The organism is Phormidesmis sp. 146-33, from assembly GCF_052939515.1.
In genome coordinates this window covers 1-12,666 of sequence record NZ_JBJPHU010000057.1, presented here as the reverse complement: position 1 = coordinate 12,666, position 12,666 = coordinate 1, and the positions used below count along the sequence as shown (strand labels likewise).

17 protein-coding genes and 1 riboswitch are annotated in these 12,666 nt (G+C 47.2%); of the genes, 6 read left to right on the top strand and 11 right to left on the bottom strand.

Annotation, left to right across the window (positions count from 1 at the left end; translation table 11 throughout):
* Positions 1-336 precede the first annotated feature (336 nt).
* On the top strand, positions 337-3,066 hold the full coding sequence (locus ACJ2PR_RS20965) for a DNA methyltransferase (RefSeq protein ID WP_446878417.1): 2,730 nt from the start codon (positions 337-339) through the stop codon (positions 3,064-3,066).
* Between the two features lie 250 nt (positions 3,067-3,316).
* Here ACJ2PR_RS20965 and ACJ2PR_RS20960 read toward each other — a convergent pair whose 3' ends face one another.
* The 6 genes from ACJ2PR_RS20960 to ntrB form a co-directional block, all read right to left on the bottom strand.
* On the bottom strand, positions 3,317-3,535 hold the full coding sequence (locus ACJ2PR_RS20960) for a hypothetical protein (protein ID WP_446878416.1): 219 nt from the start codon (positions 3,533-3,535) through the stop codon (positions 3,317-3,319).
* 15 nt (positions 3,536-3,550) lie between these two features.
* On the bottom strand, positions 3,551-3,847 hold the full coding sequence (locus ACJ2PR_RS20955; protein WP_446878415.1) for a hypothetical protein: 297 nt from the start codon (positions 3,845-3,847) through the stop codon (positions 3,551-3,553).
* 44 nt (positions 3,848-3,891) lie between these two features.
* Positions 3,892-4,113 carry a hypothetical protein gene (locus ACJ2PR_RS20950; protein WP_446878414.1) on the bottom strand — a complete coding sequence of 74 codons (222 nt, stop codon included), beginning with the start codon at positions 4,111-4,113 and terminating at the stop codon, positions 3,892-3,894.
* A 42-nt stretch (positions 4,114-4,155) separates the two neighbouring features.
* Positions 4,156-4,992 carry an ABC transporter ATP-binding protein gene (locus ACJ2PR_RS20945; RefSeq protein ID WP_446878413.1) on the bottom strand — a complete coding sequence of 279 codons (837 nt, stop codon included), beginning with the start codon at positions 4,990-4,992 and terminating at the stop codon, positions 4,156-4,158.
* A 245-nt stretch (positions 4,993-5,237) separates the two neighbouring features.
* The gene (locus tag ACJ2PR_RS20940; protein ID WP_446878412.1) at positions 5,238-6,641 is read right to left on the bottom strand and encodes an ABC transporter substrate-binding protein; all 1,404 of its coding nucleotides are present in this window, start codon (positions 6,639-6,641) and stop codon (positions 5,238-5,240) included.
* A gap of 263 nt (positions 6,642-6,904) precedes the next feature.
* Positions 6,905-7,753 carry a nitrate ABC transporter permease gene (gene ntrB / locus ACJ2PR_RS20935; RefSeq protein ID WP_446878411.1) on the bottom strand — a complete coding sequence of 283 codons (849 nt, stop codon included), beginning with the start codon at positions 7,751-7,753 and terminating at the stop codon, positions 6,905-6,907.
* A gap of 89 nt (positions 7,754-7,842) precedes the next feature.
* Positions 7,843-8,036: riboswitch (cyclic di-AMP (ydaO/yuaA leader) on the bottom strand.
* A gap of 222 nt (positions 8,037-8,258) precedes the next feature.
* Between ntrB and ACJ2PR_RS20930 the strand changes: the two genes are divergently transcribed.
* The 3 genes from ACJ2PR_RS20930 to ACJ2PR_RS20920 all read left to right on the top strand — a co-directional run bounded on the left by ACJ2PR_RS20930 (position 8,259) and on the right by ACJ2PR_RS20920 (position 9,314).
* On the top strand, positions 8,259-8,639 hold the full coding sequence (locus ACJ2PR_RS20930) for a nuclear transport factor 2 family protein (RefSeq protein ID WP_446878410.1): 381 nt from the start codon (positions 8,259-8,261) through the stop codon (positions 8,637-8,639).
* 198 nt (positions 8,640-8,837) lie between these two features.
* Positions 8,838-9,164: a DUF5678 domain-containing protein gene (locus ACJ2PR_RS20925; RefSeq protein ID WP_446857363.1), complete on the top strand. Its 327-nt coding sequence runs from the start codon at positions 8,838-8,840 to the stop codon at positions 9,162-9,164.
* Between the two features lie 12 nt (positions 9,165-9,176).
* Positions 9,177-9,314, top strand: a complete 138-nt coding sequence (locus ACJ2PR_RS20920; protein ID WP_446857362.1) for a hypothetical protein — start codon at positions 9,177-9,179, stop codon at positions 9,312-9,314.
* Between the two features lie 226 nt (positions 9,315-9,540).
* On the opposite strand, the gene ACJ2PR_RS20915 is transcribed toward ACJ2PR_RS20920, so the two are convergent.
* The 4 genes from ACJ2PR_RS20915 to ACJ2PR_RS20900 form a co-directional block, all read right to left on the bottom strand.
* Entirely contained in the window at positions 9,541-9,927 is a 387-nt protein-coding gene (locus tag ACJ2PR_RS20915) for a hypothetical protein (protein WP_446865978.1), read from the bottom strand.
* A 9-nt stretch (positions 9,928-9,936) separates the two neighbouring features.
* Positions 9,937-10,269: a hypothetical protein gene (locus ACJ2PR_RS20910; RefSeq protein ID WP_446865977.1), complete on the bottom strand. Its 333-nt coding sequence runs from the start codon at positions 10,267-10,269 to the stop codon at positions 9,937-9,939.
* Positions 10,270-10,668: 399 nt separating this feature from the next.
* Complete coding sequence (locus tag ACJ2PR_RS20905; RefSeq protein WP_446878409.1) at positions 10,669-11,073, bottom strand: hypothetical protein; 405 nt, start codon at positions 11,071-11,073, stop codon at positions 10,669-10,671.
* Positions 11,021-11,287 (bottom strand): tetratricopeptide repeat protein, encoded by a 267-nt coding sequence (locus tag ACJ2PR_RS20900; RefSeq protein ID WP_446878408.1) that lies wholly within the window; start codon positions 11,285-11,287, stop codon positions 11,021-11,023. Before ACJ2PR_RS20900 ends, ACJ2PR_RS20905 begins: the two co-directional genes overlap by 53 nt.
* 36 nt (positions 11,288-11,323) lie before the next feature.
* Between ACJ2PR_RS20900 and ACJ2PR_RS20895 the strand changes: the two genes are divergently transcribed.
* Positions 11,324-11,746, top strand: coding sequence for an element excision factor XisH family protein (locus tag ACJ2PR_RS20895; RefSeq protein WP_446857356.1), 423 nt, complete (start codon positions 11,324-11,326; stop codon positions 11,744-11,746).
* Positions 11,725-12,111, top strand: a complete 387-nt coding sequence (locus ACJ2PR_RS20890) for an element excision factor XisI family protein (RefSeq protein ID WP_446878407.1) — start codon at positions 11,725-11,727, stop codon at positions 12,109-12,111. Before ACJ2PR_RS20895 ends, ACJ2PR_RS20890 begins: the two co-directional genes overlap by 22 nt.
* 71 nt (positions 12,112-12,182) lie before the next feature.
* On the opposite strand, the gene ACJ2PR_RS20885 is transcribed toward ACJ2PR_RS20890, so the two are convergent.
* Positions 12,183-12,666: tetratricopeptide repeat protein (locus tag ACJ2PR_RS20885; RefSeq protein ID WP_446878406.1), on the bottom strand; the 484-nt coding region annotated here is incomplete at its 5' end.

Below are 12,666 nucleotides of genomic sequence, written 5' to 3'. Positions count from 1 at the left end.
TCACTAGCATAGCGGATTCGTTTTCTGTGAGCAAGCCTTTGAGCGAAATTTGAGCTTGGCGGTTAATTGAACGTAGGTTCGATAGAATTTTCCGCTTCGGTAGTGAGCGCTTCTGCCCCCCAACCCCCCAATCTGGGGGACTTTAAGCCCAGATCTACGGTTCAAAGTCCCTCACTGGTGGGGGATTTAGGGGGCTGCCCAGATTTGTAACCGCAGCGAAATTTTTCGTTGAATTCACGTTAATTGGGCGACAGTTGTGATTAAGCAAACAACGATCGTGATTTTGACGACTCTGTGTGAATACTGATAGAGAAGCCCCCTACGAGAAGATTTGATATGTCAGCGACTCCTGCCAGCCTTCAAGCGTTTGTTAGTTTTTGCCAGGGTCTGAAGGGGGATGAGAAAGGGGAGTCTCAGACGTTTTTAGATCGTTTTTTTAGGGCATTTGGGCATGAAGGGGCGATCGAGGCAGGCGCGGAGTTTGAGGATCGGCTCAAGAAGTCCAGTGCTAAAGGAAAGACGGGATTTGCGGATCTGGTGTGGCGATCGCGCCAATATGTTCCGGGCGTTCTCATTGAGATGAAGAAGCGGGGCGAAGATCTGAGCAAGCATTATGCCCAGGTGGAGCGGTATTGGATGCGGATTACGCCCAATCGGCCTCGGTATGCGATGTTGTGCAATTTTGATGAGTTTTGGATTTTTGACTTTGAAAATCAGGTGGATGAGCCTGTAGACAAGATTTCTCTAGAGCAATTGCCGGAGCGATCGAGCGCGTTGACGTTTATGGAGATCGGCGGGATGCGTCCGGTGTTTCAAAACAATCAGGTGGAGGTGACGGATCGATCGGCGCGACGGCTAGGAGAGCTTTATCAGTTGCTGTATGAGCGGGGTAAGCACAATGGGTTTGACAGCTTTAGTGAGGAGCAGCTACAGCGGTTTATTTTGCAGTGTGTGTTGGCGATGTTTGCAGAAGATCGGGGGCTGTTGCCGCGTGATATTTTTGTGTCGCTGATTCAAGACTGTATGACGGGGGGCAGCACGTATGACTTGATTGGGGGGCTGTTTGAGCAGATGAATCGGCGGGGCAAAACGCCTGCGGGACGCTATCAAGGAGTGGATTATTTTAATGGTGGATTGTTTGCGATCGTTGACCCGATCGAGCTAACGCATGAGGAGTTGAAGTTTTTGGATGTCTGTGCGCGAGACAACTGGACTTATGTGCGTCCGTCGATTTTTGGCAACATTTTTGAGGGGGCGATCGATCAGTCAAAGCGTCATGCTCATGGGATTCACTTTACGAGTGAGGTCGATATTCGGCAGATTGTCAGGCCGACGATTAGTGATTTTTGGGAAGAGCGGATTAATGGGGCGAGTTCTATTGCTGAGTTGAATGCGCTTCAGCTTGAGTTGCAGGCTTATCGGGTGCTTGATCCGGCGTGTGGGTCGGGCAATTTTTTGTATGTGGCGTATCAAGAATTAAAGCGGCTAGAGAAACTGTTGATTGACAAGATTGCAGAACGGCGGCGATCGGACACGGGGCAAATGGCGATCGGCTATGTGACACCCAATCAGTTTTTTGGGATGGATACGAATCCGTTTGCGGTGCAGTTGGCGCGGGTGACGATGATGATCGGGCGAAAGATTGCCATTGATAAATTGGGTTTGTTTGAGCCTGCTTTACCGTTGGATACATTGGATCAGAATATTGTCTGCAAAGATGCCCTGTTTAGCGAGTGGGAAAAAGCAGATGCGATCATTGGCAACCCGCCGTTTTTGGGTGGAAAACAGATGCGGATTGATTTAAGTGATGAATATGTTAATCAAGTGTTTCATCGCTTTCCAGATGTAAAAGACTCGGTAGATTTTTGTTCTTATTGGTTTCGTTTAGCTCACGATCATCTTGACGAAAATGGTAGAGCCGGATTGGTTGGCACAAACTCAATTAGTCAAGGTAAAAGTAGAAAAGCTAGTTTAGAATACATTACTCAAAACAATGGCTATATTCATGAAGCAATCTCTACACAGCCCTGGTCAGGAGAAGCAGCAGTCCATGTCAGTTTGGTGAACTGGAGTAAGCAGCTACCGAAAAGATATCATTTAGATAATCAAATTGTTCTAGCGATTAACTCGTCGCTGCAATCTACGGTAGATGTTTCAAATGCAAAAAGGCTTTCAGCTAATCTGAGCAGATGTTTCGCAGGTATAACTCCCGTTGGTACAGGCTTCATCGTCTCCTTAGAGCAAGCAGAGGCATGGAAAAAGGCAGATCCAAAAAATTTAGAAGTTATACGCCCTTTTCTGGAAGGTAATGATCTCGCGTCTAATCCATACAAAGATCTAAGAAATTGGATTGTTGATTTCAATGATATGAGCATTGAAGAAGCAAGTGAATATATCCAGCCATTTCAGTGGATTAAAACAAAAGTTAAGCCAGAAAGAGATTTGAATCGTAGGCAAGTTTATCAAAGCTACTGGTGGAAGTTTGGAGAACGAAGACCAGCAATGCGTCAAGCTCTAAAATCTGTTTCTCAATATTTCGCTGTTGCTCAAACTTCAAAATGGGCTATCTTTCTTCCTTGTTCGCTGGAATGGCTACCTAATGCCAGGACACGAGTTGTTGCTTGTGATGATTTTTACATCTTGGGGATACTTACTTCTACAGTACATCGGGTTTGGATGAATGCACAAAAATCAACTCTCAAGGCAGATATTTCCTACACTCACAACACTTGTTTTGAAACGTTTCCATTTCCGCAATCGCCCAGCGCAAAGCTAATTGATCAAATTCGCAACGCAGCCCTAGAACTTCATGAATACCGCACCCAACAGATGGAGAAAAAACAATGGGGCATCACTCAGCTATACAACCAATTTTTTCACGAACCCAGCAGCCAACTCGCCAAACATCACGCCAAACTCGATGATCTCGTTCTAAACGCTTATGGGTTTAGCAAAACTGACGACATCTTGACCAAACTCCTCGACCTCAACCAACAACTCGCCCACAAAGAAACCCAAGGCGAACCCGTCATCGGCCCGTGGGCACCCACCGACAGCCAGCCTTAATGTGAATTCGACAAAGTTTTTGCTGCGGCTACAGATCTGGGCAGCCCCCTAAATCCCCCAAAATTGGGGGACTTTGAACTAAGATTCTTGTCTTAAAGTCCCCCAAAATTGGGGGGTTGGGGGGCAAAAAGTCTCCCAGAATTGGCAGCTTGAGGGGCAAAAGCGCAAAATAACGAAGCGGAAAGCTCGATCTCTTCGAGTTACCCGCAAGGGGGCGAATCGACGTAGCTTCACATCTCAAACTCAAAACTTACGCATCTCTGCGCTCTAGTAGAGCAACCAATCGATCGACACTTTCAGCCTGCATTCGAGCCGTTTCAGCCTGCTGTTGAGTGATTCGCTTGAGTTCATCAAACCCAGTCGTGACCATTTCTTTGAGGCGATCGATTCCCTCATTTGTGCTTTCAATGCGTTCAGCAATCTTTGTTGTGGCTGTTGCTAACTGTCTGAGTTCGTATTGAATACCCATAACACGTTATTTCTTTTAATTTCCCTCTTTGCGCTCTAGCAGTGCGATCAGACGATTGATACTCTCAGCTTGCATTCGTGAATTTTCCATCTGCATTCGAGCCGTATCAGCCTGCTGTTGAGTGATTTGCTTGATTTCGGTGAAGCCAGTTGTGACCAGTTCTCTAAGCTCATCGAAGCCAGTATTAACGGTTTCTCTGAGGCGATCGATTCCCTCATTTGTGCTTTCAATGCGTTCAGCAAGCTCTGTTGTGGCCGTTGCCAACTGTCTGAGTTCATACTGAATGCCGATCGTAAAATCCGGTTGCGTCATAACCCCTCACCATCTTGGACGTGAATGAATTTTACCAGCACAATCTAACTTCTCTCTCTCCGCTCTAGCAACGCCACCAATCGATTGACACTTTCAGCCTGCATTCGAGCCGTGTCAGCTTGCTGTTGAGTAATTTGCTTGAGTTCCTCAAAACCAGTCGTCACCACCCCAGTCAGGTGATCAATCTTCTCAGCCAGCTCTGTTGTAGCCGTTGCCAACTGTCTGAGTTCGTACTGAATGCCGATCGTAAAATCTGGTTGCGTCATAGCTCCTCATCATCTTCAACGTGAATGAATTGTACCAGTAGCTCATTCATCGCTGCCAAAGTGCTGATCGAGAAAATTGAGTGCATGATTGCGAAGGTCATAATATTCAGACGACTCTCGAAGCTGTTGGCGATCGCGCGGATGATCAAACGGCACCTCTAAAATTTCGCCGATCGTCGCAGCCGGCCCGTTGGTCATCAGAACGATGCGATCGGACATATAGATCGCCTCATCGACATCATGCGTAATCATCATCACCGCCTGACGGTGGCTCTCCCAGATTTCGAGAACCTGACGCTGAAGTTTGCCGCGAGTCAATGCATCCAACGCCCCAAACGGCTCATCCATCAGCAACATTTTGGGACGAATCGCCAACGCACGAGCAATCCCCACTCGCTGCTTCATCCCGCCCGAAATCTGATCCGGGTATTTGTCCGCCGCCGCCGTCAGATTCACCATCACCAGGTGTTCATTCACAATCTGCTTTTTGTCACCCGCAGACAGATCCTTCAACACTTCATCGACTGCTAACCGAATGTTTTCTCGAACGGTCAACCACGGTAACAGCGAATAGTTTTGAAACACCATCATTCGCTCGGCTCCCGGCTTGCGAATCTCTCGCCCGTCGAGTCTCACCGATCCAGAAGTCGATTTCTCCAGCCCCGCCACAATCTTGAGCAGCGTCGATTTACCACAGCCAGAGTGACCAATGATCGAAATATATTCATCCTGCCCGATCGCTAAATTAATCCCCTTCAGCACAACGAACTCGCCCCCATTGGGAGCCTTATAAGACTTGTGCAGGTTCTCGATTTCTAAAAATCCGGTTGGATGAGCGTTGGTGTCAGGCATGTCGATCGTCGGTATCGATTGACTCATGATAAATCTCCTGGGTGAGAACTTTGTAATTAGCGAATCGGTTCCCGGCTCAATGAAGGTCAGTTCAAAGGTCAGTTCTATGGGTCAGTTCTATAGAATTCTTGCGCTTCGTTGTTTGAGGCTTCTGCCCCCTAAATCCCCCACGAGTGAGGGACTTTGAATTAGATACTCTTGTCTTTAAGTCCCCCAGAATCGGGAGTTGGGGGCAAAAGCGTTGAAGAACAAAGCGAAAAACTCCATCCAATTCACGCTAGATAAATCTTGGTAGGAGCATTGGCTCGAATCTCAAAACTCTCCAAATAGCGAACCGGATCACTCGGATCAAACGCTTTCTTGTCGATAAAGACTTCCGCAGGTTCAATCTTGTAATCATCACTCGGACAAGCAATTCCCAGGTCAGCCGCGACTTCTCGATAGATTTCAGTCTTCCAGGACTTTTCGGCAACTTCGTGAGCATTGGCAGGAATTTCCTTAATTTGTCCCCAGCGGGCGGCTTGCGTCATTAGCCAAATGCTGTGAGATCGCCACATAAACGTCGAGTGAGCATTCGGCACTTGCGGCACATTTGAGGGAAGGTCGAAGAAAACAGTCGTGTCGTCTGCCTTCACGGTGCGATCTTTGCCATCGAATCCGCCATAGTTATATTCACCCACGATCGCAGGTCGAGTCAGGTTGAGTTTTGCCCCGGTGAACGATCGCGCAGAAATGATTTTGGCGACCTCTTCTCGATTGTTGGGATCGCCACAGTAGCGACAGGCTTCGATCATGGCTTTGAGCAGCGATCGATAGGTTTTGGGATTCTCATCAATAAAAGACTGCGTGACACAGAGAAGGCGATCGGGGTGTCCGTGCCAGATTTCTTTACCCTGAGCAAACGTGAAGCCGATTCCTTCATTGCCTGAAATGGCGCGTGTGTTCCAGGGTTCGGCCACCATATAAGCCTGCATTGCCCCGATGCGAACATTCACCACCATCTGAGGCGGAGGCACAATCATGACGCGAAACTCCTGAATCGGATTGACTCCCGCCGCCGCCGACAAATAGCGCACAAAGTATTCATAAATTGCAGAACTGAGAACCACCGCCCAGACTCGTTTTTCAGACGGCAAGTTGTCAAAATAGCGCCGAAAATCTCGTCCAAAGGCCTCCAAGTCGCCATTGTATTCAAACCAGGGACGCAGGCCAGACTCCCACATCGCTCGATTCATGGTCATTGCGTTGCCGTGTCGATGAATCGTCATTGCGGCACAAAGTGGGGCATGTCGGGCCCCTTCTGCTCCCATTCGAGCATTGACTACGGCACCAGACACCACAGGCGATGCATCCAATCGTCCAAAGATAATGCCGTCGCGAGAAGTGGCCCAACTGGCTTCTCGGCTGAGTTTGACGTTAAGACCGTACTTATGAAAAAAGCCTTTCTCCCAGGCGATCGCAAACGGCGCACAGTCATTGACGGGGACGTATCCGATCGTTAGATTTGGCTTCTCCAAACTTTCGGGCTTGATGATCTGGTCGATCGCTAAAGCCGCTTGAGAAAGAGACTGAGGGGCACGATTGGCATCGATCGCACAAGACGATAACACGAGTCCGGTTGCCGTTCCGCTCATTTGTTGCATAAACTTCCGTCGTGTCCAAAAATCTTGAGTCATAGCGGAGAAGGGAGGAGGAATGAGGGAGAAAAGAAGGGATGAGGGATGTTTGGTTTAACGGGAGTTCGATTAAGTTTTTTCGCTTCGGTGTTCTGCGCTTCTGCCCCCCAACCCCCCATTCTGGGGGACTTTAAGACAAGAGTTCTAATTCAAAGTCCCTGACGGGTGGAGGATTTGGGGGCTTCTCTCATAACCGCAGTGAAGAGATTGAATTAGTGAAAAGATTGAATTCACCTGGGTTTAGCGGAGAACTTAAAGCTTTTTCAGGTCGATCGCCGCTGACGAGTTACAAACGCTTCGAGTTGGGTGATGGCAAAGTCTAGGAGCAATCCTGTTAGACCAATTACTAGAACGGCTAAAAACACTGAACTTAAGTTGAGGCGGCTCCATTCATCCCAGACAAAAAAGCCAATTCCTATGCCACCTGTCAACATCTCGACTGCTACAATGACCAGCCACGCCACACCCAAACTAATTCGTAAACCACTAAAAATGTACGGCAACGCAGCAGGCAAAATAATCCTGGTGATTCGTCTCCAGCGCGGCATTTCTAACACTTTTGCTACGTCTAAATAATCTTGTGGAACGCTAGAAACACCAAGCGCGGTATTGATAATCGTTGCCCAAAGTGACGTGATAAAGATTACAAAAATTGCAGAGGGATCAGCCAAATTGAAAATTGCTAACGCAATCGGGAGCCACGCCAATGGAGACACCGGCTTAAAGATCTGAATCACTGGATTCAACGCCAACATCGCTCGTCTAGACATGCCAATCAGAAAGCCGATCGGAATCGCTACGAACGCCCCCAAACCAAAGCCAATCAACACCCGCCGCAAACTCGCCAACAGGAGCCAGCCAATTCCGAGATCCCCTGGCCCACGCCGATAAAAGGGATGCAAAATGAAATCTAAGTTTGCCATTAACGCTTCTGGCGGAGTCGGCATCACGTCGTGTTTGAGCAAGGCGATCGCCCACCACAGCACAATCACACCCAAAAACCCGATCGCAGGCAACCACACCGCTTCTTGAGCGATCGCGGGACGCACTTTTCGCCAAGTAGCCTGACTCGCAACGGCTACGATCACAGCCAAGTTTAGCTGAAGGATCATCGTCAACACCTCAAGCTCAAAGACTCAAACTAAATGTTCGACCTAAATTAGAGACACTGATGAGCCTAAAGCAAAATGCTGAAACTCTACAGTCCTCTCTCAACCGCCGACGGAGTTAGCTGACGGGCGAGGGCTGAGAGATGCCCTTCTCTGGTATTGGTCGCCGACTCAAGTTTGAATCGTTTGCGATCGACCTTTCACAGAAGATAAGCCCCGATGTTTTGGTTCCTCCGCTCCAGTAAGTTACTTGCTAGAAACTCACCAGATTAAGCTGACCGATTTGACTTTTAAAGACTCTACCATTCTCCGCCAAATGTATCAATCCATCTTTTGTCGTAGGGTGCATGGACAAAGCTGGAGGATAGTGAATATCAGAATTACTTTGGTTTATACAGCAGATTTCTAGTTAGTGAAGCACACTTAAATTGGCAAGAAACCTGACCAGGAGTTTCAATCACTTATTTTTGTACTTCATCTATTTGCAAAGTGCTGTAAAGGTGACACGATGAATAAAACAGTTGAAACTCAAATTATTGAGGCCGAAGAACGGCTTAGACTGGCAATGTTGGCTTCTGATGTCAGCGTCTTGGATGAACTACTCGCCCCTGAACTCGTCGCCACCAGTCATCTCGGAGAAATCATTAGCAAACAAGACGATCTCGCTGCACACAAATCTGGCTTGATTAAGATCTACGAGCTAACCCCTTCCGAACGGCAGATTCGACTGTATGGAGAGGTCGCGATCGTCTTCGTCAGAATGCAAATAGTTGGCACCTACAATAGCAATCCCGCGAACGGTGACTTTCGTTTTACCCGCGTCTGGGCCGTCTCCCCCAAAGGAACCTGGCAAATCGTCGCCGCTCACATTGGAATGGTTGCCCAATAAAGTACTTCACGGCGATCGACTGCAAGCTCGATTTGATTGTCACACAATTCAATAGGATCGGCTGCAAACTTGATTTGATCGTGATTTTCGAGAATTGTGGTCACTGTGAGGAGGCTTGCGGGCAGGAAAGGAAGAACGATCGATCGCACTTCCAGGCAATCAGCTTAGGTTAGCGCTCGCATCTCACTCGCTTTTTCCTTGGCTGCAATCGCGCTTCACAGTCTTTCGTTAAGCGATCGCATTGATGTTGTTAAAATTGAGGATATTGTCAATGAGGCTGAGAGTATGGAAGTCCAAATGCTTGCCGATATTCTTGCGTCAGATAGTCAGTGGCTTGCTACGCATTATGACGAGCTAATTGCAAAATACCCTGGTAGAGTGGTTGCGATTGAAGGTGGGCAGATTGTAGGCGTTGCGGATACTAGAGAAGAGGTTTGCCGTCCTTTTGTTGAGGCAGGGGTGGAAGTTTTGCCCTTAGTCATTGATGTTCCTCACCCAGAGACATCGTATGATTTGTTGATTTAGAAGGTGTACCTTGTGGCTCCGATTCGGTTTCCCTATCTTCAAAAGCGAGGAAATCTTGAACCGATTATTCCAATGGGTGTGAAGTTGGGAGATCGTTGGGAATGGATTGAGGTTTATGTCGATTCGGGTGCGGCTTACAGTCCTAATTGACCATATGCTGGTTTGCGAATAGCGATCGCTCGACTGTACAGTTTGGTTGATCTGGAACGTTTGCCCAGATATGACTTGCTGCTTTAGCAAAATGTGTAAGGTGAAATCGGGTGAGGATTGAGAGACAACCTGAAGGTTCATAACACCGCTCTCACAATAATGGTCTAATTTCAACGTGCTAGAAACGGCTACGATCTCGCTATCTGGAAATGGTTGAGCGCTGGCATCAATTTGGATCAGCGATCGCAACAACATGAGGCGAGTGAACATCGATCACCCAGTTCTCATCGATTACTTCTAGGCTGTCGTCTAGAACTAGAAGTAACTCGCCCACAGGTAAGCCTGTAGGAACGAGGAGTAAATATCTAAGTTGAAGCCAATGCGCGGTTTCTGTTTGATTTGGAGTTACGCCTAGAGAACTGCTAATCAGTTGAGGAGTAGGCAGTTGTTTAAATCGAATCGTTTCGTAAGGTCGATCGTTTTCGTCCCAATAGCCGTGAATTTCAGCTTGGCAATCTTGTAGATGTTGGTGTGCGATTTGATTTGGATCGATTTGTGCTAGAGCTTGAGTGAAGTTTTGCCAAACTGGATGAGTTTTGAGTGTTGTATTCACAGAGCTTATTCAATGAGTGGTCATTTTGCCTGGGAAATGGAGGACTTCTTCTATTATTTTGGCGTGAAATCGACGGTTGCCACCTTTTCCCAAAATTTTAGATTTGAAATCATAATCGAGTTCCTCTGAGGGAACCAGCCCAGTATTTCCTTTGGGCGGAACGACACCTTTCTTGATCGCTTTAAGATGCTTGCCTAATCCATCATACAAAGTACCGAGTTCGATCTGAGATTGACTGAATGAAACTTGTTGATCGTTGTTGAAGCAATAAATTTTATTCACCTCGATCACTTGCCATTGGTTCGGAAGTTCTGGATATTCTGAGCTAGAGCGATCGCTCATGTTGTTTCAGTCGTAGTCAGTGTTCCAGATTTTAGCAGGTCGCAAAAAATGAAGCGCGACCCCTTGCGGGTAACTCGAAGAGATCGTGCCTCTCAAATAGAGCGATCGCATTCAAGCCGATAAGCGATCAAGGTGCTGTTGAACGATCGCGCTACTCAATTGTTCACAAAGTTTTTCGAGCAGTTGCTCATGAGTTTTTGGGGACAGTTTTCCAAGTTGTCTCTGAATCATCGATCTTCGTAATGTGGACTAGATCGGTTGAAAGGAGTTGAGTTGGGATTCGACTTGTAATGAGCGCGAAGATGATATGACGATTCTCTAACTGAGCTTGTTAGACAATACGCGGGGCGAATTTTGCTATTTGATAGATCGTCGAAGGGAAACTCGATCAAGACAATCTTACGCTTCATCTGCGATCGGTTCACCATCTTCTAAGGTGTAAATATCTTCTTCAGGATCGTTCAGTAAGTCGTGGACAGAAGCAGCGATCGCGGACAGTGACCATTCTTGCTCTGAAGAGGGATCTGAAGTGTCTAGAGAATCGACAAAGGTAAGAACGACCTGCTGTTTTTCCAGAGGAAGCTGGCGAAGTTTGTCGAGAACAGCTTGCTGAATTTGAGTTGCTTCTAACATAAGACGATAAACAGGCAGATTGGCTGTCCCGAAGATAACGCTTTCCCCCATTTTACGTGATTCAAGTGAAATCGCTCTAACAACAGGCGATCGCACTGCCAGGTTAAACAGATCGCATTCAATCCGACAATCGATCGAGGTTCCGTTGAGTGATCGCCATATGATACTCATCGCCAAACTCCATAAAGATTTCCATTGCGGTTTGCAAACAAGCTCTCGCCTCCGCAGCATTTCCCTCCGCCTCTGCTAACAGCCCTAATTGACCATAGGTACTGGCTTGCGAATAGCGATCGCACTTTGTAGACTGCTGATTAAATCCTACGATTACCGCTACTGAATGACTATCGCGCTCAAACTTGATACGATCGCTGTAAATGTAAGTCATTCTTCGTCTGGGACAGTTTTGCAGGTGTAAATTTTAATGTCAGCAAGAGATTCCTTTCATGAAACAGTTAAGCAAGCCTTGGTAAAGGATAGTTGGGTGAATGTTGCTCCGCTCACCTTGAGATATGGCGCAACAAAATTAGAAGTTGACTTAGGAGCGGAACAAGTCCTAGTCGCACAGAAGGACAGCGTTCAAATTGCAATTGAGGTAAAAAGTTTTTCGGCAGCGAGTGTTGTGTATGAGTTTCATCAAGCAATTGGGCAGTACATCCACTATCGAATGGTTTTAAGACAAACTCAGCCCAATCGTATCCCTTATCTGGCTTTACCTGATGAAATTCATCACCGTTTTTTCCTGACTCCGTTTTTTCACGATAGCCTAGAGGAGAATCAAGTCCGGTTACTGTTAGTCGATCCAGATCTCGAAGAGGTAAAACAATGGATACCCAAACCTCTATAAATGGCACAGATGAGACGCTTGACCAATGGATGAGCGATCGACGTTATCGCAATATTATTTTGGATGTGTTGCAGGAGATTGTTGAGCGATCTCAAGTATCGGGGTCAGTGCGAACCGTCCCAGTTTTTGATGAGACACATCATCAGTATCAGATTCTAGATATCGGTTGGGATGAAGCGGGTCATCGCATCTTTCAGCCTGTGATTCATTTAGAGCTATTGGATGGCAAGATTTGGATTCAAGAAAATGTCACCGATATTGATTTGGCGAAAGCTCTGCTGGAATGGGGTGTAAAGACATCAGACATTGTACTAGGTTTGCATTCTCCAAGTTTGCGGCGTTTTAGTGAATACGCGATCGAATAGCTGCGATCGCACTTCTAAATCCGATCGTACAACTCAATGCGATCGCACTTCTAAATCAAACCGATCGCACTTCAATCCGACAATCGATCGAGGTTCCGTTGAGCGATCGCCATCGAATACTCATCGCCAAACTCCATAAAGATCTCCATTGCGGTTTGCAAACAAGCTCTAGCCTCCGCAGCATTTCCCTCCGCCTCTGCTAACAGTCCTAATTGGTAATAGGTACTGGCTTGCGAATAGCGATCGTTGAATTCGACATAGATTTGGAGGGCCTGTTGATAGTCGGTGCGGGCTTGTTCATACTCGCGCAGTTCTTGGGCAATCATGCCTAAGTTGTGATAGGTACTGGCTTGCTCATAGCGATCGTTGTATTCGACATAGATTTGGAGGGCTTGTTGATAGTCGCTACGGGCTTGTTCAAACTCGCGCAGTTCTTGGGCAACCACGCCTAAGTTGTGATAGGTGCTGGCTTGCGAATAGCGCTCGTTGTACTCGACATGGATTTGGAGGGTTTGTTGATAGTCACTGCGGGCTTGTTCATACTCGCGCAGTTCT